This is a genomic window from Pseudoxanthomonas daejeonensis (assembly GCF_010093205.1).
GTDB lineage: Bacteria > Pseudomonadota > Gammaproteobacteria > Xanthomonadales > Xanthomonadaceae > Pseudoxanthomonas > Pseudoxanthomonas daejeonensis.
Genome location: NZ_PDWN01000003.1, coordinates 299,366 through 320,556 on the forward strand (window position 1 = coordinate 299,366; position 21,191 = coordinate 320,556).

Sequence of the window (21,191 nt, forward strand, 5' to 3'; positions counted from 1 at the left end):
CCATGGACTTCTCCCGATTCTTCATCGACCGGCCGATCTTCGCCGCGGTGCTGTCGATCGTGATCTTCGCCGCCGGCCTGATCTCGATCCCGTTGCTGCCGATCGGCGAATACCCCGACGTGGTGCCGCCTTCGGTAGTGGTGCGCACGGTCTATCCCGGCGCCAATCCCAAGGTCATCTCCGAAACGGTGGCCACGCCGCTGGAGGAGGCGATCAATGGCGTGGAGGACATGATGTACGTCAAGTCCGTCGCCGGCTCCGATGGCGTCCTGCAGCTCACAGTCACCTTCAAGCCCGGCACCGACGCCGACGATGCCGCCGTGCGCGTGCAGAACCGCGTGGCGCAGGCGCTGGCGCGGCTGCCCGAGGACGTGCGCCGGCAGGGCGTGACCACGCAGAAGCAGTCGCCGGTGTTCCTGATGGTGGTGCACCTGACTTCCAGCGACGGCCAGTACGACTCGCTGTACCTGCGCAACTACATGCGCCTGCACGTCAAGGACGACCTGGCGCGGATCCCCGGCGTGGGCGATGCGCAACTGTTCGGCGGCGGCGATTACGCCATGCGCCTGTGGTTGGATCCGGACAAGGTCGCCGCGCGCGGCCTGACCGCCAGCGATGTGCTGCGCGCGGTGCGCGAGCAGAACGTGCAGGTGTCGGCCGGGCAGCTCGGCGCCGAACCGATGCCCAACGGCAGCGACTTCCTGCTGCCGATCAACGCCAAGGGTCGCCTTGAGAGCGTCGAGGAGTTCGGCGCGATCGTGCTCAAGAGCGGTGCCGACGGCCAGACCGTGCGGTTGGCCGACGTGGCCCGGATCGAGCTCGCCGCAGGCGACTACACGCTGCGTGCGCGCCTGGACGGCAAGAACGCTGCGGCGATCGGCGTCTTCCAGGCGCCGGGCGCCAACGCGCTGGAGATCCGTGATGCCGTGGTCGAGCGGATGGCCGAGATCCGCAAGACCCTGCCGCCGGGCGTCGAGATCCAGTCGATCTACGACACCACGATCTTCGTGCGCGACTCGATCAAGTCGGTCGTGGCCACCCTGCTGGAGGCCACCTTGCTGGTGGTGCTGGTGGTGATCCTGTTCCTGCAGACCTGGCGTGCCTCGATCATCCCGCTGCTGGCCGTGCCGGTTTCGGTGGTGGGAACCTTCGCGGTGCTGTACCTGCTGGGCTACTCGATCAATACGCTGACCCTGTTCGGGCTGGTGCTGGCGATCGGCATCGTCGTCGACGACGCCATCGTCGTTGTCGAGAACGTGGAACGCCACATCGAGCATGGCGCCACGCCGCTGGAAGCGGCGCACCTGGCCATGCGCGAAGTATCCGGGCCGATCATCGCCATCGCCCTGGTGTTGTGCGCGGTGTTCGTGCCGATGGCATTCCTTACCGGTGTGACCGGACAGTTCTACAAACAGTTCGCGGTCACCATCGCCATCTCCACGGTGATCTCGGCGATCAACTCGCTGACCCTGTCGCCGGCGCTGGCGGCCAAGCTGCTCAGGCCGCACGACGCGCCCAAGGACGCCTTGTCGCGCCTGATCGACCGCCTCTTCGGCTGGCTGTTCCGGCCGTTCAACCGGTTCTTCAGGCGCACCTCCGAGCGCTACGAGGGTGCAGTGGGCTGGGCGCTGGGCCGGCGTGGCGCGGTGTTCGCGGTGTACGCGGTGCTCCTGCTCGGCGCTGGCGTGATGTTCAAGGCGGTGCCGGCCGGCTTCATCCCGGTGCAGGACAAGCTGTATCTGATCGCCGGCGTGAAGATGCCCGAGGGCGCATCCATCGAGCGTACCGACGCGGTGCTGAAGAAGATGGCGGCGATGGCGATGGAAGTGGAGGGCGTCGCCCACGAAGTCGCCTTCCCGGGGCTGAATCCGCTGCAGTTCACCAACACGCCCAACAGCGGCGTGGTGTTCTTCCCGCTCAAGCCGTTCGCCGAGCGCAAGAACAGCGCCGAGCAGATCACCGCCGAACTCAACCAGCGTTTCGCCGGCATCGAGGAAGGCTTTACCTTCGCGTTCATGCCGCCGCCGATCCAGGGGCTTGGCAACGGTTCGGGCTGGTCGCTGTTCATCGAGGACCGCACCCGCCTGGGCTACGGTGAACTTCAGAACGCCGTGCAGGCCTTCCAGGGCGCGGCCGCACAGACGCCGGGGCTGGGATATCCGATCAGCAGCTACCAGGCCAACGTGCCGCAGCTGGATGCGGAGGTCGACCGGGTCAAGGCGAAGGCGCAGGGCGTCCCGCTCACAGAGCTGTTCGACACCTTGCAGACCTACCTCGGCTCGGCCTACGTCAACGACTTCAACATGTTCGGCCGCACCTGGCAGGTGATCGCCCAGGCTGACGGTCCGTTCCGCGACGAGGTCGAGGACATCTCCAACCTGCGCGCCCGCAATGACCGGGGCGAGATGGTGCCGATCGGATCGATGGTCGAGATCCGCGAGAGCTACGGCCCCGATCCGGTGATCCGCTTCAACGGCTATCCCGCTGCCGACCTGATGGGCGAAGCCGATCCGCGCGTGCTGTCCTCCGGCGAAGCGATGGCCAAGGTGACCGAACTGGCGCAGCAGGTGTTGCCACCGGGCATGGGCATCGACTGGAGCGACCTGAGCTACCAGCAGGCCACGCAGGGCAAGGCGGCGCTGGTCGTGTTTCCGCTCGCGGTGCTGCTCGCGTTCCTGGTTCTGGCCGCGCTGTACGAAAGCTGGACCCTGCCGCTGGCGGTGATCCTGATCGTGCCGATGACGCTGCTGTCGGCCCTGCTCGGCGTGTGGGCCAGCGGTGGCGACAACAACGTGTTCGTGCAGGTCGGCCTGGTGGTGCTGATGGGATTGGCATGCAAGAACGCGATCCTCATCGTCGAGTTCGCCCGCGAGCTGGAGCTGCAGGGCAAGGGCGTGGTCGAAGCGGCACTCGAAGCCTGCCGCCTGCGCCTGCGTCCGATCGTGATGACCTCGGTGGCCTTCATCGCCGGCACGGTGCCGCTGGTGCTGTCCACCGGCGCGGGCGCCGAGGTGCGCTCGGTCACGGGCATCACCGTGTTCGCGGGCATGCTCGGCGTGACCCTGTTCGGCCTGTTCCTGACCCCGGTGTTCTACGTCGCACTGCGCAAGCTTGCGGACCGGCCGCTGGTGTCGCATGGCCCGGCCGCCGACGTCGCACCGGCACACGCTTGACCCTCATCCCCCAAACAGGAAGACATCCATGAATACCTCATCCAAGGTCGCGCTGGTCACCGGCGCCACCCGTGGCATCGGCCGCGAGACCGTGCGCCAGCTCGCCGAGAACGGCGTGCACACGCTGTTGGCCGGTCGCAATCGAGAGAAGGCCGTGGAGGCGGCGCTGGAACTCCAGGCGCAGGGCCTGCCGGTGGAGGCCATCGCCCTGGACGTCACCGACGCCGCCAGCATCGCCGCTGCTGCGCAGGAGATCGAGCGCCGCTACGGTCGCCTGGACATCCTGGTCAACAACGCCGGGGTCATGCTCGACGAGATCGGAAAGTCCGTTTCGGAGCAGTCGCTGGACACGTGGCGTCGCACCTTCGACACCAACGTGTTCGGACTGGTCGCGGTCACCCAGGCGTTCCTGCCGCTGCTGCACCGCGCGCCCTCCGCACGCATCGTCAACGTCTCCAGCCTGCTGGGTTCGCTGGCGCTGCACGCCCAGCCGGGTTCGCCCATCTACGACTTCAAGGTGCCTGCCTACAACGTGTCCAAGAGCGCGGTGAATGCCTGGACCGTGCAGCTGGCCTATGAGCTTCGCGACAGCAGGATCAAGGTCAACACGATCCACCCCGGCTACGTGAAAACCGACATGAACGGTGGAGAGGGCGAGATCGAGATCGCCGACGGCGCACGCACCGGCGTCAGGCTGGCCCTGATCGGCGAAGACGGCCCGCAGGGCGGCTACTTCTATATGGACCAGGTGCTGCCATGGTGATGCGACCCTTGCTTGCGGCCTTGTCGCTCGCGCTGCTGTCGGCCTGCGCGGTCGGACCGGACTACCGGGCCTCCACGCCCGCTCCGGTCCAGCTGCACAACGCCGAAGCACCGGTGTTCGCCACGGACTCGCCGGTGGCCGAATGGTGGCGGCAGTTCGAGGATCCGGTGCTCGACCGGCTGGTAGGAGATGCGCTGGTCGCCAATCCGGACCTGCGCATCGCCATGACCCGGGTGCAGGCCGCGCGCGCGGTGTTCGTCGAGCGCGGGCTGGATCCTTGGCCGCACGTGCAGATGGACGCGGGCCAGGTGCGCGGGCGGCAACCGGCCGGCGACGGCGTGCGCACGACCGTCGAGGAGTACAGCCTGGGCTTCGATGCAGCCTGGGAGCTTGACCTGTTCGGGCGGCTGCGGCGCGGTGCGGAAGCGGCACGCGCCGACCTGGGCGCCGAGCAGGCCGGACTGGAGGACGTACAGGTCAGCGTCGCGGCCGAGGTGGCGCGTAACTACTTCCTGCTTCGTGGTGCGCAGAAACGCGTCGCGGTCGCCGAGCAGACGCTGGGCAACCTGCACGAGACCCAGCGCCTGACCGAGACACGCTGGGAACTGGGCGCCGGCAGCGAGGTCGACGCGCAAAGTAGTCGAGCACGGCTGAAGGCGATCGAGGCGGACATCCCGCTGTTGAAATCTATCGAGGCGCGTGCGCGCCACCGGTTGGCCGTGCTGGTCGGTGAAAGGCCTGGCGCGCTCGATGCACTGCTGTCGCCGAGGCAGGCCCCGGCCTACGCGAAGGCATTGCCGCTGGGTGATACGCGCGAGCTCTTGCGCAACCGGCCCGACGTGCGCGCGGCCGAGCGTCGCCTGGCCGCCGCGACCGCGCGCATCGGTGTCGCCACGGCCGACCTGTTCCCGCGGATCAGCATCGGCGGTTTTGCCGGCTTCGTTTCCGGCGACTTCAGCGGGCTGGTTAGCGGCGACAACGAGGCCTGGTCGCTGACGCCATCCATCCGCTGGGCCGCGTTCGACATGGGCAGCGTGCGCGCGCGCCTGCGCGCCACCGAGGCCACGGCCGATGGCGTCGCCGTGCAGTACGAAAAGACGGTGCTGCTCGCGCTGGAGGACACGGAGAATGCGCTGGTGGATTACGCCAGGCGCCAGGAACGCCTGCGCATCGTGGTCGACCAGGCGGTCGCCGCTGGCAGGGCCAGCCAACTGGCCGAAGTCGGCTATCGCGAAGGGGGCGGTGACTTCCTGGCCTTGCTCGATGCGCAGCGCAACCAGCTCGCAGCCGACGATGCGCTCGCCGACGCGGAGGCGGCGGTGAACATCGCGGCCGTCGCGATCTACAAGGCGTTGGGCGGGACAGGCCAGGCCGGGCAGGGGGCGGATCTGGCAGCGACGGGTGCAGTCGAGGCTTACTGATGGCGGCGCACGGCGTCTTCACGGGGCTTCGGCGATGTTGCGCCGATGGACTGGATCGAAGAACTGCGCGTGCTTCCCGGAGTGCTCTACGCGATGGCGCTGGGCGGCGCCATCGGCTTCGAGCGTGAGCTCAAGGACCGGCCCGCCGGCTTCCGTACCCACATGCTGGTCGCCGGAACTGCGGCGTTGCTGCTCGGCCTGAGCAGGATGGTGCTGGAAGACTCGCACTACGCCGGCAATGGCCTGCAGATCGACCCGTTGCGCCTGGTGGAAGCGGTGATCGCGGGCGTGTCGTTCATCGGTGCCGGCACCATCTTCGCCAGCCGCGGCGGCCAGGGCGTGCAGGGCATCACCACCGCGGCATCCCTGTTGATGGTCGCGGCGATCGGGATCACGGTTGGTTTCCGCTACTACATCCTCGCCCTGGCAATCACCCTGTTGGCTTTGGCGGTGCTGACCGTCCTGCGTGCACTGGAGCGCCGCGCACGGCATGAGTTCGAGGGTGCACGCGACCGGTGAGCACCCGCTGGCATCGGGCGGTGTCCGCGCCTAGCTCCGTGCGCGGCCTGACGGTGATCGCGACACGGCGCGCCTGCCGTGCCCACCCAGCGAACTGCGGCCGCCATGAACGCATGCACAGCGCCGGTGGCGGGCGCCTTGATGCGGGGGGCAGGCGTCCCTACACTGGAAGGGTCTGGCGAGATGGCTTCGCCCGCGCTACCGGGGGTGTCCTGGTTTCGACGGGGGTTGCGAAATCGACTGGCGCATGCCGAGGGGGCAGCTTTCCTCGTTAATCCAGCGGCAAAACTCTAGTTGCCAACGACGACAACTACGCTCTCGCCGCTTAAGGCGTAGCCCCGAACCCACTTGTGCCTGTGCTCGTGGATGTAGGGTCATTATCACAGGATCGCCGGGGGTGGTTGCCTGTCAGCGCCCGGTTAACCCAAAACAGGCTGGTCCTTGGGTGCGCTTAGCACGCCGTGCTGCCACGGGACGAGATCCAACGGTGAGCTAAGCATGTAGTGCCGGAGATGGAGTACCTTCGGACGGCGGTTCGACTCCGCCCACCTCCACCAATTTGGTCCGCGGCTTCATGCGGATGTTGCTGAAGAACCCGATCCCCCAGGTTGTGGTGGATCGGGTTTTTGTTTTGGGCGCAGCGCGCACCCGCCTGCACTTCATCATCGCCCTTTCACCCTTCCTGCACGACTTCGCGATGAGGCCGCGCCTACGCTTCGGGCTGCTTCCCCGGAGTGTCTGCCATGGGTGCGGAAAGCGCATTCAACACCGTAGCCAAGAAGGCTTCGCATGCGGCCGGGACGCCCTGGGTGTTCTGCCTCGCGCTAGGCGTGGTTCTGGCGTGGGCCATGAGTGGGCCCTTGTTCGGGTTCAACGACACCTGGCAGCTGGTGATCAATACCAGCACGACCATCGTCACCTTCCTGATGGTGTTCCTCATCCAGCACACGCAGAACGCCGATACGGCGGCGCTGCACCTGAAGCTGGACGAACTGATCAGGGCGACCCGCGAAGCGGACAACATCCTGCTCGACATGGAGGAGATGGACGAGCACAAGCTGGAGGCGTTCCGCAGCCAGTACGAGGCGCTTGCCGAGAAGGCGCGGCGCGCGCCGGAGAAGGGGCAGGGTGGCTCGCCTTGCCGGGATGACGCCTGACGGCACCTTGGCCAAGTTGCTGCATCCCGGGCCGGGCGGTGCCCAGGGAGCAAAAAAAAGGGCCGGGAACGCCCGGCCCTGTCTGCATCCGCTTCGGCTTCGAGTCAGGGGAAGGAGGCGACGAGCTCCAGCTCGCCGTCGTCGTTCTCGGCTTCGATGCGGGTGGGAATGAAGCGCAGGCCGGCGCGCGAATCGGCGATGACCCGGGCGATCTGCATGGCCTGGTCACGTTCCAGGAACCAGAACGAGGGTTCGCCGTTGTCGATCAAGCGCCAGCCGCCGTGGGATCCGACCAGCTGGAGGGTGCTGTCATCCATTGGGGCTGCTCCACGGGAAGAGGGTCCCCGGCCCGGCATCCTGCCGGCGACCTTGTCCATTGCAGAGCGGTTCCGTTGCTGGCGGTGCAAGCCGTTCTGCCGGGGCAACGACAGGATGCCTTCCCAGGATGCCCATGCGCAGTCGGGATACTTCCCGATTTCGTGTAGGACTTTTCCTACCCGCCCGCTGGAGGGGGGCTAGGGACGTCGGACCGACCGGTCAGGCGTTCTTGTTGTGGCGGCGCATGGTCCGCTGCTTCTCGCGCTGCCAGTCGCGCTCCTTGGCGGTATCGCGCTTGTCGTGCTCCTGCTTGCCCTTGGCCAGGGCGATCTCCAGCTTGACCTTGTTCCCGCTCCAGTACATCGCGGTCGGCACCATGGTGTAGCCGTCGCGCTGGACGCCACCGATCAGCTTGTCGATCTCGTGGCGGTGCAGCAGCAACTTGCGGGTCCGACGATCGTTGGCGATGACGTGGGTGGAGGCCTGGATAAGCGGGGTGATCTGGGCGCCGATCAGGTAGATCTCGCCGTCCTGCACGTAGGCGTAGCCGTCGGTGAGGTTGGCGCGGCCGGCGCGGATGGATTTCACCTCCCAGCCCTGCAGCGCCAGTCCGGCCTCGAACCTGTCGATGAGGTGGTATTCGTGGCGCGCGCGCTTGTTCAGCGCGATGGTGCGCTGGGCGGGCGCGGCCTTGGCTTTGGCCTTTGCCTTATCATGGGCCGGATTCTTGCTCATTCCACCATTGTCGCCGAATTCCGGCGTCCGCAGACGCACCAAGCATGCCCAGCATCCAACGCAGCGCCCTGGTCGGCCATTCCGCCGCCCGCATGTTCGACCTGGTCAACGACGTGGCGGCCTATCCGCGCCGGTTCGCCTGGTGCGAGCAGGCGCAGGTGCTGGAACAGGATGAGGGGCGGATGCTGGCGCGCCTGGACCTGGGCCTGGGTTCGCTGAGCACGTGGTTCACCACCGAGAACCGGCTCGAACGGCCGCACCGGATCGACATGCAGCTTCGCGATGGGCCGTTCCGCAAGTTGCACGGCGTGTGGAACTTCCACGTGCTGGACGAATCGTCCTGCAAGGTGACGCTGACACTGGAATTCGAGCCGCATTCGCGGCTGCTCGGGCCGGTGTTCACGCTCGGCTTCCAGGGCCTGGCCGACCGCATGGTCGACGATTTCGTGCGCGTGGCCGACAACGGCGGGTGACAGCGATGCTGCGCGTGCAGGTGGTGCTGGCCTGGCCGCACCGGTTCGTGCAACTCGACCTGCGGCTCGAGCCGGGCGCCACGGTCGCTGATGCGATCAGGCAGGCAGGCCTGGACCATGAACCCGGCGTGGCGGGCCATGCGGTGTTCGGGGTGGCGGTGGAACCGGCCACGCTGCTGCGCGACGGTGACCGCCTGGAGCTGCTCAGGCCCTTGCAGGCCGATCCGAAGGAGGCGCGGCGCCGGCGCGCACAGCGCCAGCGCGAAGGCTGATCCGGCTCAGCGCCGGCCCTTCTTGTCCTTGTCCCTGGCCAGGTTCGGGCCGAACTGGCGATAGGCCTTCTGCGACAGCTCCAGGTCCTGCTCGGGGAAGTAATCGCCATCCCAGCGGACTAGCGTGTCGTTTTCGAAATAGAGCGTCAGCGTCTTCGATTCGACCGTGCCGCGACGGTTGGTGCGTTCGGTTGCGGCGTAGTCCCAGCGCTGCGCATGGAACGGATCGGCCACCGAGGGCGTGCCAAGCAGGGCCGCGACCTGCTGCTTGCTCAGTCCGGGCTTGAGCTGGTCGACCGCTTCCTTCTCCATCAGGTTGCCCTGGTAGATCGGCTGCTTGTAGAGCACGCCGCAGCCGGCGACGGCGAGCGAAAGGGGAGCGATCAGCAACAGGCGACGGAAGCTTGGCATTGCGGGCACGCGGGACGGAAAGTGGGCCGATGATACACTCCCGGCGCGCCTGGAGGCCGTCGTACGGCGGCTGGCGGTAAACCGGCAGTGAATGGCCGGAAGAACGGAGAGAGGTCATGGAATCGAACGATCTGCGCCGCGTCGGTCTGAAGGTGACCCACCCGCGCATGCGCATCCTCGAACTGCTGGAGGAGAAGCAGCCCCAGCACCACCTCACCGCCGAGGACCTCTATCGCCGCCTGCTCGAGCATGGCGACGAGATCGGCCTGGCGACCGTGTACCGGGTGCTGACCCAGTTCGAGGCCGCTGGCCTGGTGATCAAGCACAACTTCGAGGGCGGCCAGGCGATGTACGAATTGGATCGCGGTGGCCACCACGACCACATGCTCGACCTGGACACCGGCAAGATCATCGAGTTCGAAAGCGCCGAGATCGAGAAGCTGCAGCGCGAGATCGCTGCCAAGCACGGCTATGAACTGGAAGAACACTCGCTGGTGCTCTACGTGCGCAAGAAGCGCCGCTGAATCCAGGCGGCGGCGTCACCGCGGGGTGAGTTCAGCGCGAGCGGGTGCCTGACCGGCGCGCCGGACGGACCGACTCCTCGGCTTCGACGGCGTCCGCTTCGGCCGCGATGGCTTCGTCCAGCAGCCGGCGTGCGGCTGCATGGGCCTCCGGGCCGATTTCGACGCCACCGAGCATCCGTGCCAGTTCGGCCTCGCGGCCGCCGTCGTCGAGCAGTTCCACGGCGCTGCGGGTGATGCCTTCCACCGGGGCCTTGCTGACCCGGTAATGCGCGTGGCCCTGCGCGGCGACCTGGGGCAGGTGGGTCACGCACAGCACCTGGCGCGCGCGACCGAGCGCGCGCAGCTTGCGGCCGACAATCTCGGCTACGGCGCCGCCGATGCCCGAATCGACTTCATCGAAGACCATCGTCGGCACGGCATCCGAACCGAGCGCGGCGACCTCGATCGCCAGCGAGATGCGGGACAGTTCGCCGCCCGAGGCGACCTTGCGCAGCGGCCGCGGCGGTTGGCCGGCGTTGGCGGCAACGAGGAACTCCACGCGTTCGGCGCCGTTCGGATCCGGTCGCGCGCCGTCTCCCGGTTCCAGTTCGACCAGGAAGCGGCCGCCACCCATGCCCAGTTCGGCGATCAGCGCGGTGGTGGCCGTCGCCAGGGCCTGGCCGGCGCTGCGTCGGGTACCGGTAAGGGTAGCTGCTGAGTTACGCCAGGCGGCAGACGCGGCGGCGATCTCGCTGTCGAGCCGATCCAGGCGCTCGCCGGCGCCGCGCAGTACGCCAAGTTCGGCGGCCACGCCATCGCGGTAAGCCGCCAGCTCGGCCGGGGCGAGGCGGTGCTTGCGGGCCAGGTCGTGGATGCGGCCCAGGCGACGCTCGAGCTGCTCGAAACGCGCCGGGTCCACTTCCAGGTCGTCGCGGATGCGTCCGACCAGGGCGAGCGCTTCCTCGACCTGCACGCCGGCGCCTTCGAGCAGGGTGTCGGCTTCGGCCAGGCGCGGCTCGTGCTCGGCGGCACGGGCCAGGGCGGCGCGGGTCTGCTGCAGCTGGCGGGCGAGCGATGGCGAGTCCTCGCCGCCCAGGCGGACCAGCGCGTCGTCGCAGGCCTCGATCAGGCCCGAAGCGTGCGCGTGCCGGCGGTGCGCCAGGTCGAGTGCCTCCAGCGCGGCGGGCTCCAGGTCCTCGCGCTCCAGTTCGGCCAGCTGGTGCTCCAGCCAGCCGATCCGGTCGGAGACGTCGCCCTGGGCCTGCAGGTGTTCGCGTTCGGCCAGCAGCGCCTGCCAGGCGGCCGCAGTCGCCTGCACCGCGGCGCGCTCGGCCTCGTTGCGGGCATGGGCGTCGAGCAGGGCCAGCTGGCTGGCCCGCGAAAGCAGGGACTGGTGCTCGTGCTGGCCATGGATCTCGACCAGCAGGCCGGCCAGCTCGGTGAGCTGGGCCAGGGTGACGGGGCGGCCGTTGATCCAGGCGCGCGAACCGCCGTCGGCGCGGATGATCCGCCGCAGCTGGCACTGGCCGTCCTCGTCCAGTTCGTTGCCGCGCAACCAGTCGCGCGCGAGCGCATTGCCGGTAAGGTCGAAGTCGGCCGACAGTTCGGCGCGTTCGCTGCCGTGGCGGACCACGCCGCTGTCGGCCCGCAGCCCGGAGAGGAAGCCCAGCGCATCCACCAGCAGCGATTTGCCCGCGCCGGTTTCCCCGGAGATCACGGTCATCCCGGGGCCGAATTCCAGTTCGGTGGCGCGGACGACGGCGAAATCCTTGAGGGCGAGGTGGCTGAGCATGTCGGCATTGTAGAGGCGGGCACGGGCCTTCCGCAGGCCGGGGCAGCCTGCGGCCCGGCGGTCGCGTGGGCTGAGACGCGCCGTGACCGGACCGCCGCATGGGTGATGTTCCGCTTGCGGGCCGGTCGCCGCTGGGGCTATCTATCCGCCATGAATCCCAACCCGCCACCGGCCCTTCCGCTCGACCCGCGCGCGCGCCAGCTGCTGCGCACCCTGATCGGGCGCTACATCCGCGACGGCGAGCCGGTGGGATCGCAGACCCTGGCCCGCCATGCCGGCCTGGATGTCAGCCCGGCCACGATCCGCAACATCCTGGCCGACCTGGAGGACAGCGGCCTGCTGAGCTCGCCGCATACCTCGGCCGGGCGGGTGCCGACCGTGCAGGGCTACCGGGTGTTCGTGGACAGCCTGCTGCAGGTCAAGTCGCTGGGCGAACGCGAGATGGCCCGGCTGCGGGCCGAGCTCACCGCGGGGGCGGGGGGCACCCAGGCGCTGCTGGGCAATGCCTCCGAGCTGCTTTCGGCGATGACCCATTTCGTCGGCGTGGTCGGCGCGCCGCGGCGCGGGCAGTTCGCTTTCCGCCAGATCGATTTCGTCGCGCTGGGCGGGCGCAGGATCCTGGCCATCGTGGTGTTCGCCGACGGCGAGGTGCAGAACCGGGTGGTCGAGCCGCAGCGCACCTTCGAACCGGCCGAGCTGGAAAAGGTCGCCAACTACCTCAACACCCATTGCGCCGGCCGGCCGCTGGCCCAGATCCGCGCGACCCTGCTGCACGAGCTGCGCCAGGCCCGCGACGAGATGGAGCTGCTGCTCGCCCAGTCGGTCGAGCTGGCCGAACAGGCACTGGAGCCGCCCGGCGACGACATGGTCCTGGCCGGGCAGACCCGGCTGATGGGCCTGCAGGACCTGTCCGACGTGGAGCGCCTGCGCGAGCTGTTCGAGGCCTTCGCCCGCAAGCGCGAGATCCTGCAGTTGCTCGAGCGCACCCAGCGCGCGCCGGGGGTACGCATCTTCATCGGCGAGGAAACCGGACTGGCCCCGCTGGACGGGGTCTCGCTGGTGACCGCGCCGTACGGCGCCGGCGGCCAGGTGCTGGGCGTGCTGGGTGTGATCGGCCCGACCCGGATGGCCTATGACCGGGTGATTCCGGTGGTCCAGGCGGCTGCCGACGTGCTCGGCGCGGCGCTGCAGTCGTCTGGCGAACGCCCGGCGACTTGAATCCGGTCGGCGGTCGAATCGGCTCCGCGACTTGAATCGCTCCACCCCGGCCCCCATACGGGCCGGATGGGCGGCCGGGAGCGCCGCCACGGAGCCGATTGCATGACCCAGAACGACATCCCCTCCGCCGCCGGTGCGGACGACGAAGCCACCCTCGAGTTGCAGCTGCGCGACGAGATCGAAGCACTGAAGGGCGAGATCGAACAGCTGCGCGCCGACTCGCTGCGCGAGCGCGCCGACTTGGAAAACCAGCGCAAGCGGGTAGCGCGCGATGTCGAGCAGGCCCGCCGCTTCGCCAACGAGCGCCTGCTCGGCGAACTGCTGCCGGTGTTCGACAGCCTCGATGCCGGCCTGGCGGCCGCGGTCGACCAGAGCGGCCCGCTCAAGGACGGAATGGAGCTGACCTACCGCCAGCTGCTCAAGGTCGCCGCCGACAACGGCCTGTCGGTGGTCGATCCGGCCGGCCAGCCGTTCAATCCCGAGCACCACCAGGCCATCAGCCAGGCCGATCCGGGCGCCGCCGCGCCGGGCAGCGTGCTGCAGGTCTTCCAGAAGGGCTACATGCTCAACGACCGCCTGCTGCGTCCGGCGCTGGTCGTGGTGGCCCGGCACGACTGAACTGGTCTCATCCATGCCGCGACGCCCTCTTGAACGGCGCCGGCGCGGCCCTATCTAGCGAGCAAGGCCACGGTTTCACCGGCCATTCCATTCCGAGGGAGCACCACACAATGAGCAAGATCATCGGCATCGACCTGGGCACGACCAACTCGTGCGTCGCGATCATGGACGGCGGCAAGGCCCGTGTGATCGAGAACGTGGAAGGCGACCGCACCACGCCTTCGATCGTGGCCTACACCAAGGACGGCGAAGTCCTGGTCGGCGCGCCTGCCAAGCGCCAGGCGGTCACCAATCCGAAGAACACCTTCTATGCGGTGAAGCGCCTGATCGGCCGCAAGTTCACCGACGCCGAAGTGAAGAAGGATCTGGACCTGGTGCCCTACGGCATCCTCGCCCACGACAACGGCGACGCCTGGGTGCAGACCAGCGACGGCCGCAAGATGGCCCCGCAGGAAATCTCCGCCAAGGTGCTGGAGAAGATGAAGAAGACCGCCGAGGCCTTCCTGGGCGAGCCCGTCACCGAGGCGGTCATCACCGTGCCGGCGTACTTCAACGACAGCCAGCGCCAGGCGACCAAGGACGCCGGCCGCGTCGCCGGCCTTGACGTCAAGCGCATCATCAACGAGCCGACCGCCGCGGCCCTGGCCTACGGCCTGGACAAGGACGACAACCGCGATCGCAAGATCGTCGTCTACGACCTGGGCGGCGGCACCTTCGACGTGTCGATCATCGAGATCGCCAACATCGACGGCGAGAAGCAGTTCGAGGTGCTGGCCACCAACGGCGACACTTTCCTCGGTGGTGAGGACTTCGACGCGCGCGTCATCGACTACCTGGTCGAGGAATTCCAGAAGGACCAGGGCATCGACCTGCGCAAGGACCCGCTGGCCCTGCAGCGGCTGAAGGATGCGGCCGAGCGCGCCAAGATCGAGCTGTCAAGCGCGCAGCAGACCGAGGTCAACCTGCCGTACGTGACCGCCGACGCCTCCGGTCCCAAGCACCTGACCATCAAGCTGACCCGGGCCAAGCTCGAGGCGCTGGTCGATGACCTGGTGAAGAAGACCATCGAACCGTGCCGCACCGCGCTGAAGGACGCCGGCCTGCGCGCCAGCGACATCGGCGAAGTGATCCTGGTCGGTGGCCAGACCCGCATGCCGAAGGTGCAGGCGGCGGTGACCGAGTTCTTCGGCAAGGAACCGCGCAAGGACGTCAATCCCGATGAGGCCGTGGCGCTGGGCGCCGCGATCCAGGGCGGCGTGCTGGGTGGCGACGTCAAGGACGTGCTGCTGCTGGACGTGACCCCGCTGAGCCTGGGCATCGAGACCCTGGGTGGCGTGTTCACCAAGATCATCGAGAAGAACACCACGATCCCGACCAAGGCCTCGCAGACCTTCTCCACCGCCGAGGACAACCAGTCCGCGGTGACGGTGCACGTGCTGCAGGGCGAGCGCGAGCAGGCCCGCTTCAACAAGTCGCTGGCCAAGTTCGACCTGACCGGGATCGATTCGGCGCCGCGCGGCATGCCGCAGGTGGAGGTGTCGTTCGACATCGACGCCAACGGCATCCTGCATGTGTCGGCCAAGGACAAGAAGACCAACAAGGAACAGAAGGTCGAGATCAAGGCCGGCTCGGGTTTGTCCGAGGACGAGATCGCGCGGATGGTGGCCGATGCCGAAGCCAACCGCGAGGAAGACAAGAAGTTCCACGAGCTGGTGCAGGCACGCAACCAGGCCGACGGCCTGATCCACTCGACCCGCAGCGCGATCACCGAGCACGGCAGTAAGGTCACCGGCGACGTCATCGGCCGCGTGGAAGGCGCCATCGCCGAGCTGGAAACCGCGCTCAAGGGCGACGACAAGGGCCAGATCGAAGCCAAGTCCAAGGCCCTGGAAGAGGCCGGGCAGTCGCTGTACGCGGCGGCTGCAGCGCAGGGCGGGGCCGAAGGCGATGCCGGTGGCGCCGCTTCCGGTGGCGCGCAGGATGATGTCGTCGATGCCGAGTTCACCGAGGTCAAGGACGACGAGAAGAAGTAAGCCGCGTGCGGCGTAGCGCCGCCGGTGGTCATGCAGCCCGCGCCTTCGCATGGCGCGGGCTGTCTCGTAAGTCAGACACGGAATCCCGATGAGCAAGCGCGACTACTACGAAGTGCTGGGCGTGGCCCGCAACGCCAGCGACGAAGAACTGAAGAAGGCCTATCGCCGTTGCGCGATGAAGCACCACCCGGACCGCAATCCGGGTGACTCCGCCTCAGAAGCGGCGTTCAAGGAGTGCAAGGAGGCCTACGAAGTGCTGTCCGACGGTGGCAAGCGCCGCGCCTACGACGCGCATGGGCATGCCGCGTTCGAGCACGGCATGGGCGGCGGTGGCGCCGGCCCAGGCCCGGACATGGGCGACATCTTCGGCGACATCTTCGGGACCATCTTCGGCGGCGCCGGCGGTGGCCGCGCTGCGCGTCGCGGCGCCGACATCGGCTACGTGATGGAGCTGGACCTGGAAGAGGCGGTGGCCGGGGCCGAGAAGCGCATCGAGATCCCGACGTTGGCCGGGTGCACGACCTGCACCGGCACTGGCTCGGAAGACGGCAAGGTCGAGGGCTGCAATACCTGCCACGGCCGCGGCCAGGTGCGGTTCCAGCGCGGCATCTTCACCATGCAGCAGGCCTGCCCGGAGTGCGGTGGCCGTGGCCAGGTCGTGCGCAACCCGTGCAAGGACTGCCATGGCGCGGGCAGGATCGAGGACGAGAAGGTCCTGTCGGTGAAGATCCCCGCGGGCGTGGACAACGGCGACCGCATCCGCCTGTCCGGCGAGGGCGAGGCCGGTCCGCCGGGCACGCCGCCGGGCGACCTGTACGTGGAAGTGCGCGTGCGCGAGCACGACATCTTCCGCCGCGACGGCGACGACCTGCATTGCGACGTGCCGATCCGGATCTCGCAGGCCGCGCTTGGCGACACGGTCAACGTACCCACGCTGGAAGGCGAAGCGGAAATCCGCATCCCGGCCGAGACCCAGGCCGGCAAGGTATTCCGCCTGCGCGGCAAGGGCGTCAAGTCGGTGCGCAGCCGCAGCCCCGGCGATCTTTACTGCCGCGTCGTGGTCGAGACGCCGATCAACCTCACCGCCGAGCAGCGCGAGCTGCTGGAGCGGTTCGAGGCGACGTTCATCGGCGAGGAAGGACGCAGGCATTCGCCGCGCTCGGCCACGTTCCTCGACGGGGTCAAGTCGTTCTTCGGCCGGATCACTTCACCGTAAGCAGTCGCGCACCTGCGTCTGGCCGCGCAGGTGCGCCATGGAACACCGACTCCGGCATCGGGCGCCTGCATCGAAGTGCAAGTAACCCGGTGTGATCAGCCTCAACCGTTGCAGCTGAAACGCTGCGCGCCGCCCGCGAGGCGACGCGCTAGCATGCGTGGCCCGGAATCACGGTCGATCGAATGAGCGAGGCGCTCGAAAGCCACCTGGTCCACGAACGTCGCAACCGGCCTTCCGGATCGTTGCCGGTCGACCTGGTGTCGGTGCAGTCGCAACTGGCCTATGGCCACGCGGGCAACAGCGCGGCGGTGCCGGTGTTGCGCATGCTCGGCGTGCGCGTGGTGGAAGTGCCGACCACGCTGCTCAGCAATACCCCCTTCTACGCGACCTTGCGCGGGCGGGTGCTGCCCGCCGAATGGCTGGCCGACGTCCTGCAGGGCCTGGACGATCGCGGCGTCAGCACCCGCGCGCGGATGGTCGTTTCGGGCTATTTCGGCAGCGTCGCCAACGGCGAAGCCTTTGCCGGCTGGCTCGAGCGCCTGCACCACGGAGGCGTGGCGCCGCGTTACCTGCTCGATCCGGTCATCGGCGACACACATACCGGCGCCTACGTCGAGCCGGGACTGGAGTCCGTATTCGCCACGCGGCTGCTGCCGCTGGCGTGGATGGTCACGCCCAACGCCTTCGAACTGGAGCGGCTTGCCGGCCAACCGGCCTTGCACGAAGCCGACGCGGTGCAAGCGGCCCGCACCTTGCTATCGCGTGGCCCGCAGTGGGTACTCGCGCACAGCGTGGAAGGCGGGGATGGAGCGCTGGTCACGCTGCTGGTGGGGCGTGAGCGCGCCTGGCGCATGACCTCGCCGCGCCTGGACGTGGACGTGGCGGGCACCGGCGACGTGCTGTCGGCCCTGCTGGCCACGTTCCTGCTTCGCGGCGAGCCACCGCAACGAGCTGCCGAGCGTGCGCTGGCCGGCGTGCATGCCACGCTGGAATCGACCCTCCTCCATGGCTGGGAGGAGCTCGACGTGCTCGCCGCTCCGGCGGCGGCGCTGGCGGAAGGGCCAGCGCGTTTCCCGGCGGTGCCGCTTTGACTTCGACGATCTTTACCCCCGGAGCGCAAGCAGGCGGGGCGCCGGTAATCGGCCTGGTCGGCAGCGCCGGCGCTTATGGGCGCTGGCTGCGCCGGTTCTTCGAGGAGCGCATGGGCCTGCGGGTGCTGGGCCACGATCCAGCCGATGCGGGCAGCGATCCACCGTCGCTGCTGGTCGAAGAGGCGGAGGTGCTGGTCTTCGCCGCGCCGATCCGGCACACGCCCGGGCTGATCGCCGATTACGTCGCGCGTTCGGCGGGTCGCGAGCGGGGTCGCCTGTGGCTGGACATCACCTCGCTCAAGCAGGCGCCGGTGGCGGCGATGCTCGAGTCCCAGGCCGAGGTGGTGGGCCTGCACCCGATGACCGCACCCTTGAAGACGCCTACCTTGAAGGGCCGCGTGGTGGTGGTCTGCGAAGCGCGGCTGGATGCCTGGCGGCCGTGGCTGCAGCACTTGCTTGAAGCGTTGCAGGGCGAGTACGTGCGCAGCACCCCTGCCCACCATGACCGGGTCATGGCGCTGGTGCAGGCCATGGTCCATGCCGCGCACCTGGGGCAGGCCGGCGTGCTGCGAAGTTTCGCTGCCGAACTCGGCGGACCGGCGCAGCTGATGCCATACCGCTCCATCGGCTTCGAGATGGATGCGGCGGTGACCGCGCGGATCCTGTCGCTGAACCCGGAAATCTACGAGGACATCCAGTTCGGCAATCCGCACACCGGCGAAATGCTGGAGCGGTTGGCTACCGAGATCGCCCGCCTGCGCACCCTGGTCGGTCGCGGCGATGAGCCGGCGCGCGCCGAGTTCCGCGAACACTTCCTGAGCCGCAACCTGGAGGCCTGGGGCGATGGCGCCGCTGCCGACGGCAGTTACACCTTCGAGCGCGTCGGCTACCTGCTGGCCGACCTGACGGAGACGCGGCGGCTGAGCGTGCACCTGCCCGAGGATCGCCCGGGTTCGCTGCGGGCGCTGCTGCACGTGTTCGAGGCGCATGGCATCAGCCTGTCCTCGATCCACTCCTCGCGGACGCCGGCAGGCGAAGTCCATTTCCGGATCGGATTCGATTCCGGCGCCGATGTCGCCTCGCTGCGCGCAGCCGCCGCGGAGATCGACCAGTCAGGCCTGGGACGCGTGCTGGAGCGCCCCTGACGCGTCGCAGGATCAGTCCGCGGTCAGTATCAGGGTGCCATCGGCATTGGCGAAGCGATCGTCCCGGCGTTGCAGTCGCTGGCCGTCCGCCAGTTCGTAGCGCAGCGACGGCTGGCCATCGGGCCCTCCGTGCTCGTCGTGGAATTCGATGATGATGTAGGGATTGCCGTCGCTGGCGGTGGCGGGGAACTGGCGGAAGGACATGCTGGCCTCCTGGGCTGTCGACGGACGCGACCGGTCCGGCACCGATTATTCGCGCCGCGCCTTAAGCAGCCGTTGCCGCACCGTGAATGTTGTGTAGGCACGCCGGAAGCAGCGTGCTTGGGCCCAGCCCGGGCCGACCCGGTACAATGCCCTCCATGACTACCACCTATACCCTGTCCCGTCGCGCCCAGGCGCTTACCAGCTCGGCCATCCGCGAGATCCTCAAGGTCACCGAGCGCCCCGAGGTCATCTCCTTTGCCGGCGGCCTGCCGTCCCCGGCGACCTTCCCGGTCGAGCGCATGCGCGAGGCCACCGAAAAGGTCCTGCGCGAGGCGCCCCAGGCCGCCCTGCAGTACGGCCCGACCGAGGGCTTCACGCCGCTGCGCGAGTGGATCGCCGCGCGCCTGAGCCATGGCGGCGCGGTGGTTCCGGCTTCCCGCGTGCTGATCACCACCGGTTCGCAGCAGGGCCTGGACCTGCTGGGCAAGGTGCTGATCGACGAGGGCAGCAAGGTGCTGGTCGAGACCCCGAGCTACCTCGGCGCGTTGCAGGCGTTCTCGCTGTTCTCGCCGGACTTCGCTTCGCTGCCGAGCGACGAGCAGGGCATCGTCACCGACGGCCTGTCGGTCGAACAGCTGGCCGGCGCGCGCTTCCTGTACTGCCTGCCCAATTTCCAGAACCCGACCGGCCGGCGCATGCCGCTGGAGCGGCGCAAGGCGCTGGTCGCGCTGGCGAACGCGGCCGGCGTGCCGCTGGTCGAGGACGATCCGTACGGCGAGCTGTCCTACGGTGGCGAGGCGCTGCCGAGCCTGCTGTCGATGAACCCGGACGGCGTGATCTACATGGGATCGTTCTCCAAGGTGCTGGCGCCGGGCCTGCGCCTGGGCTATGTCGTGGCGCCGGAGCCGGTGTTCGGCAAGATGGTCCAGGCCAAGCAGGCCGCCGACCTGCACACCCCGTCGTTCTCGCAGCGCATCGTGTACGAAGCGGTGCAGGACGGCTTCCTCGACGCGCACATTCCGTCGATCCGCACGCTCTACGGGCAGCAGTGCGAACGCATGCTGGCCGCGCTGGAGCGCGAGTTCCCGGAGCAGGTGAGCTGGAACAGGCCCGATGGCGGCATGTTCATCTGGGTCGACCTGCCCGAGGGCGTGGACAGTGGCGCTTTGCTGGCCAAGGCGATCGAGCGCAACGTGGCCTTCGTGCCGGGCGCGCCGTTCTATGCCGTCAATCCGAAGAAGAACAGCCTGCGCCTGTCGTTCGTGACCGTACCCGGCGAGAAGATCGACGCCGGCGTGAAGATCCTCGGCGAACTGCTGAAGGCCGAGATCGCCGCGCTGCCGGCGGCCGCCTGAGGTAGCGGGACGCGCGTTGATGGCATCGCGCGCCCCCTGCCGGATCGATGCCGTGCTGGCGGGCCGGGCCGTGGATTACACCCGGCCCGGCAGCCGCAGTGCGATCGACAAGCATCCACTGGCGGGCCCGGTCGGAGTCGGCCTCGAAGGCCTGGCCGGGGACGAGCAGGGCGACCGCCGCGTGCATGGCGGGCCCGACAAGGCCATCCATCATTACCCGCGCGACCACTACGCGACCTGGCAGGGCGAGGTGGGCGCACACCCGCTGCTGATGGCGCCTGGCGCCTTCGGCGAGAACATCAGCACCACCGGCATCACCGAAGCGGACGTGTGCCTGGGCGATCGCCTGCGGCTGGGCACGGCCCTGGTGGAGGTCTCGCAGGCACGGCAGCCGTGCTGGAAGCTGTCCGACCGTTTCGGCATCGCCGACATGGCGCGGCGCGTGCAGGACACCGGTCGCTGTGGCTGGTACTACCGGGTCCTCGAGCCGGGGATCGTGCAGGCCAGTGACGTGCTGGCCCTGGTCGAACGACCGCACGCGGACTGGGCGCTGCCGCGCCTGTCCGAACTGCTTTACCGGCGCACGCTGGATCGCGACGAGTTGCGTGGCGCATTGGCGCTGCCGCTGGTGCCGTCATGGCGGCGGCTGTTCGAGCGCCGGCTGGAGCAGGGCGATACCGAGAGCTGGGAGTCGCGTCTGCACGGTCCCGGAGCCTCGCCCTAGGCTTCGACTCAGGCCGGCGCTGGTGATGCGGTCTGATTCGCGTTGGGATC

21 protein-coding genes and 1 other RNA gene are annotated in these 21,191 nt (G+C 68.5%); 17 read left to right on the forward strand and 5 right to left on the reverse strand.

Annotation, left to right across the window (positions count from 1 at the left end; all coding sequences use genetic code 11):
- Positions 1–2 precede the first annotated feature (2 nt).
- From CSC65_RS04550 to CSC65_RS04575, 6 genes are all read left to right on the forward strand, one after another.
- Positions 3–3,173 (forward strand): efflux RND transporter permease subunit, encoded by a 3,171-nt coding sequence (locus CSC65_RS04550; RefSeq protein ID WP_162408846.1) that lies wholly within the window; start codon positions 3–5, stop codon positions 3,171–3,173.
- A gap of 28 nt (positions 3,174–3,201) precedes the next feature.
- Complete coding sequence (locus CSC65_RS04555; protein WP_162408848.1) at positions 3,202–3,936, forward strand: SDR family oxidoreductase; 735 nt, start codon at positions 3,202–3,204, stop codon at positions 3,934–3,936.
- The gene (locus tag CSC65_RS04560) at positions 3,930–5,357 is read left to right on the forward strand and encodes an efflux transporter outer membrane subunit (RefSeq protein ID WP_162408850.1); all 1,428 of its coding nucleotides are present in this window, start codon (positions 3,930–3,932) and stop codon (positions 5,355–5,357) included. The genes CSC65_RS04555 and CSC65_RS04560 overlap by 7 nt, the downstream gene beginning before the upstream one ends.
- Before the next feature lie 45 nt (positions 5,358–5,402).
- Complete coding sequence (locus CSC65_RS04565; protein WP_162408852.1) at positions 5,403–5,876, forward strand: MgtC/SapB family protein; 474 nt, start codon at positions 5,403–5,405, stop codon at positions 5,874–5,876.
- A gap of 203 nt (positions 5,877–6,079) precedes the next feature.
- Positions 6,080–6,433: a transfer-messenger RNA gene (gene ssrA, locus CSC65_RS04570) on the forward strand.
- A gap of 186 nt (positions 6,434–6,619) precedes the next feature.
- Entirely contained in the window at positions 6,620–7,033 is a 414-nt protein-coding gene (locus CSC65_RS04575; RefSeq protein ID WP_162408854.1) for a low affinity iron permease family protein, read from the forward strand.
- 104 nt (positions 7,034–7,137) lie between these two features.
- Here CSC65_RS04575 and CSC65_RS04580 read toward each other — a convergent pair whose 3' ends face one another.
- Both CSC65_RS04580 and smpB read right to left on the reverse strand, forming a co-directional pair.
- On the reverse strand, positions 7,138–7,350 hold the full coding sequence (locus CSC65_RS04580) for a hypothetical protein (RefSeq protein WP_162408856.1): 213 nt from the start codon (positions 7,348–7,350) through the stop codon (positions 7,138–7,140).
- Between the two features lie 220 nt (positions 7,351–7,570).
- The gene (gene smpB, locus CSC65_RS04585; protein ID WP_162408858.1) at positions 7,571–8,086 is read right to left on the reverse strand and encodes an SsrA-binding protein SmpB; all 516 of its coding nucleotides are present in this window, start codon (positions 8,084–8,086) and stop codon (positions 7,571–7,573) included.
- Between the two features lie 44 nt (positions 8,087–8,130).
- Between smpB and CSC65_RS04590 the strand changes: the two genes are divergently transcribed.
- Together CSC65_RS04590 and CSC65_RS04595 are read left to right on the forward strand one after the other, a co-directional pair.
- Positions 8,131–8,559 (forward strand): type II toxin-antitoxin system RatA family toxin, encoded by a 429-nt coding sequence (locus tag CSC65_RS04590; RefSeq protein WP_162408860.1) that lies wholly within the window; start codon positions 8,131–8,133, stop codon positions 8,557–8,559.
- The gene (locus CSC65_RS04595) at positions 8,556–8,831 is read left to right on the forward strand and encodes an RnfH family protein (RefSeq protein ID WP_162408862.1); all 276 of its coding nucleotides are present in this window, start codon (positions 8,556–8,558) and stop codon (positions 8,829–8,831) included. The genes CSC65_RS04590 and CSC65_RS04595 overlap by 4 nt, the downstream gene beginning before the upstream one ends.
- A gap of 6 nt (positions 8,832–8,837) precedes the next feature.
- On the opposite strand, the gene CSC65_RS04600 is transcribed toward CSC65_RS04595, so the two are convergent.
- Positions 8,838–9,242, reverse strand: coding sequence for an outer membrane protein assembly factor BamE (locus CSC65_RS04600; protein WP_162408864.1), 405 nt, complete (start codon positions 9,240–9,242; stop codon positions 8,838–8,840).
- 116 nt (positions 9,243–9,358) lie between these two features.
- Here CSC65_RS04600 and fur point away from each other — a divergent pair, with 116 nt between their 5' ends.
- Positions 9,359–9,766: a ferric iron uptake transcriptional regulator gene (gene fur / locus CSC65_RS04605; protein WP_162408866.1), complete on the forward strand. Its 408-nt coding sequence runs from the start codon at positions 9,359–9,361 to the stop codon at positions 9,764–9,766.
- 31 nt (positions 9,767–9,797) lie between these two features.
- Here the strand turns inward: fur and recN are convergent, their stop codons facing one another.
- Entirely contained in the window at positions 9,798–11,537 is a 1,740-nt protein-coding gene (recN, locus tag CSC65_RS04610) for a DNA repair protein RecN (RefSeq protein WP_162408868.1), read from the reverse strand.
- A 150-nt stretch (positions 11,538–11,687) separates the two neighbouring features.
- Between recN and hrcA the strand changes: the two genes are divergently transcribed.
- The 6 genes from hrcA to CSC65_RS04640 all read left to right on the forward strand — a co-directional run bounded on the left by hrcA (position 11,688) and on the right by CSC65_RS04640 (position 18,858).
- Positions 11,688–12,755 (forward strand): heat-inducible transcriptional repressor HrcA, encoded by a 1,068-nt coding sequence (gene hrcA / locus CSC65_RS04615; RefSeq protein WP_162408870.1) that lies wholly within the window; start codon positions 11,688–11,690, stop codon positions 12,753–12,755.
- 102 nt (positions 12,756–12,857) lie between these two features.
- Positions 12,858–13,373, forward strand: a complete 516-nt coding sequence (gene grpE, locus CSC65_RS04620) for a nucleotide exchange factor GrpE (RefSeq protein WP_162408872.1) — start codon at positions 12,858–12,860, stop codon at positions 13,371–13,373.
- A 110-nt stretch (positions 13,374–13,483) separates the two neighbouring features.
- Complete coding sequence (gene dnaK, locus CSC65_RS04625) at positions 13,484–15,406, forward strand: molecular chaperone DnaK (RefSeq protein ID WP_162408874.1); 1,923 nt, start codon at positions 13,484–13,486, stop codon at positions 15,404–15,406.
- 88 nt (positions 15,407–15,494) lie between these two features.
- Complete coding sequence (gene dnaJ / locus CSC65_RS04630) at positions 15,495–16,622, forward strand: molecular chaperone DnaJ (protein WP_162408876.1); 1,128 nt, start codon at positions 15,495–15,497, stop codon at positions 16,620–16,622.
- 182 nt (positions 16,623–16,804) lie between these two features.
- Positions 16,805–17,713 (forward strand): pyridoxal kinase, encoded by a 909-nt coding sequence (pdxY, locus tag CSC65_RS04635; RefSeq protein ID WP_162408878.1) that lies wholly within the window; start codon positions 16,805–16,807, stop codon positions 17,711–17,713.
- Entirely contained in the window at positions 17,710–18,858 is a 1,149-nt protein-coding gene (locus CSC65_RS04640; protein ID WP_238390273.1) for a prephenate dehydrogenase, read from the forward strand. The genes pdxY and CSC65_RS04640 overlap by 4 nt, the downstream gene beginning before the upstream one ends.
- 12 nt (positions 18,859–18,870) lie before the next feature.
- Here CSC65_RS04640 and CSC65_RS04645 read toward each other — a convergent pair whose 3' ends face one another.
- Complete coding sequence (locus CSC65_RS04645; RefSeq protein ID WP_162408880.1) at positions 18,871–19,062, reverse strand: hypothetical protein; 192 nt, start codon at positions 19,060–19,062, stop codon at positions 18,871–18,873.
- Between the two features lie 155 nt (positions 19,063–19,217).
- Between CSC65_RS04645 and CSC65_RS04650 the strand changes: the two genes are divergently transcribed.
- Positions 19,218–20,417 (forward strand): aminotransferase-like domain-containing protein, encoded by a 1,200-nt coding sequence (locus CSC65_RS04650; protein WP_425501309.1) that lies wholly within the window; start codon positions 19,218–19,220, stop codon positions 20,415–20,417.
- A 19-nt stretch (positions 20,418–20,436) separates the two neighbouring features.
- The gene (locus tag CSC65_RS04655) at positions 20,437–21,141 is read left to right on the forward strand and encodes an MOSC domain-containing protein (RefSeq protein ID WP_162408884.1); all 705 of its coding nucleotides are present in this window, start codon (positions 20,437–20,439) and stop codon (positions 21,139–21,141) included.
- Positions 21,142–21,191: the final 50 nt, after the last annotated feature.

What these genes read in the sequence shown, in the direction of transcription:
- hrcA (WP_162408870.1), top strand. Translation starts at nt 11,688, where the DNA reads ATGAATCCCAACCCGCCACCGGCCCTTCCGCTCGACCCGCGCGCGCGC.
- CSC65_RS04645 (WP_162408880.1), bottom strand. Translation starts at nt 19,062, where the DNA reads ATGTCCTTCCGCCAGTTCCCCGCCACCGCCAGCGACGGCAATCCCTAC.
- CSC65_RS04650 (WP_425501309.1), top strand. Translation starts at nt 19,218, where the DNA reads ATGACTACCACCTATACCCTGTCCCGTCGCGCCCAGGCGCTTACCAGC.
- CSC65_RS04600 (WP_162408864.1), bottom strand. Translation starts at nt 9,242, where the DNA reads ATGCCAAGCTTCCGTCGCCTGTTGCTGATCGCTCCCCTTTCGCTCGCC.
- CSC65_RS04550 (WP_162408846.1), top strand. Translation starts at nt 3, where the DNA reads ATGGACTTCTCCCGATTCTTCATCGACCGGCCGATCTTCGCCGCGGTG.
- CSC65_RS04655 (WP_162408884.1), top strand. Translation starts at nt 20,437, where the DNA reads ATGGCATCGCGCGCCCCCTGCCGGATCGATGCCGTGCTGGCGGGCCGG.
- recN (WP_162408868.1), bottom strand. Translation starts at nt 11,537, where the DNA reads ATGCTCAGCCACCTCGCCCTCAAGGATTTCGCCGTCGTCCGCGCCACC.
- fur (WP_162408866.1), top strand. Translation starts at nt 9,359, where the DNA reads ATGGAATCGAACGATCTGCGCCGCGTCGGTCTGAAGGTGACCCACCCG.
- grpE (WP_162408872.1), top strand. Translation starts at nt 12,858, where the DNA reads ATGACCCAGAACGACATCCCCTCCGCCGCCGGTGCGGACGACGAAGCC.
- CSC65_RS04590 (WP_162408860.1), top strand. Translation starts at nt 8,131, where the DNA reads ATGCCCAGCATCCAACGCAGCGCCCTGGTCGGCCATTCCGCCGCCCGC.
- CSC65_RS04555 (WP_162408848.1), top strand. Translation starts at nt 3,202, where the DNA reads ATGAATACCTCATCCAAGGTCGCGCTGGTCACCGGCGCCACCCGTGGC.
- CSC65_RS04575 (WP_162408854.1), top strand. Translation starts at nt 6,620, where the DNA reads ATGGGTGCGGAAAGCGCATTCAACACCGTAGCCAAGAAGGCTTCGCAT.
- dnaK (WP_162408874.1), top strand. Translation starts at nt 13,484, where the DNA reads ATGAGCAAGATCATCGGCATCGACCTGGGCACGACCAACTCGTGCGTC.
- pdxY (WP_162408878.1), top strand. Translation starts at nt 16,805, where the DNA reads ATGAGCGAGGCGCTCGAAAGCCACCTGGTCCACGAACGTCGCAACCGG.
- CSC65_RS04560 (WP_162408850.1), top strand. Translation starts at nt 3,930, where the DNA reads ATGGTGATGCGACCCTTGCTTGCGGCCTTGTCGCTCGCGCTGCTGTCG.
- CSC65_RS04580 (WP_162408856.1), bottom strand. Translation starts at nt 7,350, where the DNA reads ATGGATGACAGCACCCTCCAGCTGGTCGGATCCCACGGCGGCTGGCGC.
- CSC65_RS04565 (WP_162408852.1), top strand. Translation starts at nt 5,403, where the DNA reads ATGGACTGGATCGAAGAACTGCGCGTGCTTCCCGGAGTGCTCTACGCG.
- smpB (WP_162408858.1), bottom strand. Translation starts at nt 8,086, where the DNA reads ATGAGCAAGAATCCGGCCCATGATAAGGCAAAGGCCAAAGCCAAGGCC.
- dnaJ (WP_162408876.1), top strand. Translation starts at nt 15,495, where the DNA reads ATGAGCAAGCGCGACTACTACGAAGTGCTGGGCGTGGCCCGCAACGCC.